This window comes from Streptomyces sp. DH12 (assembly GCF_020873895.1).
Taxonomy (GTDB): Bacteria; Actinomycetota; Actinomycetes; order Streptomycetales; family Streptomycetaceae; genus Streptomyces.
In genome coordinates this window covers 1-400 of record NZ_JAHWGT010001547.1, presented here as the reverse complement: position 1 = coordinate 400, position 400 = coordinate 1, and the positions used below count along the sequence as shown (strand labels likewise).

Below are 400 nucleotides of genomic sequence, written 5' to 3'. Positions count from 1 at the left end.
CCCATGGACCCAGCGCGCCAGCCGGTCGAGCCGGCCGTCCAGGAGCGGGTCGCCCGCCGGGGACGGGTCGAAGACCTCGACGCGGCCGCCCTTCACCGTGGCACGGCCCGTCATGACCAGCTCCAGGAGCATGCCGGCCGCCACACCCCAGCGGGCCCCGCTCTCCCCCTTCGCCGCGCCGGTCGTGTCGTCCAGCGACAGCAGCATGATCTCTTCGCCCAGTGAGACGGCCATGGTGCGCCCCCGATTCGTTGCGTGTTGACCGGACAGTAACGTGTCGACCGGACAGACGTACGGGCCGCGTCCGAGGTTGCTCAGAGGACGAAACCGCTGCTCAGGAGGGTTCCGCGGCGGCGAAGGCCCCCCGGGCCAGCCGGTGCAGCAGGGCGGCGGTCACCGC

Annotated in this window: 1 protein-coding gene; it reads right to left on the bottom strand. The window is 72.8% G+C overall.

Annotation, left to right across the window (positions count from 1 at the left end; translation table 11 throughout):
* The coding region (locus tag LPA54_RS41015; RefSeq protein WP_228985487.1) for a GPP34 family phosphoprotein at positions 1-234 on the bottom strand (234 nt) is incomplete at its 3' end.
* Positions 235-400 lie beyond the last annotated feature (166 nt).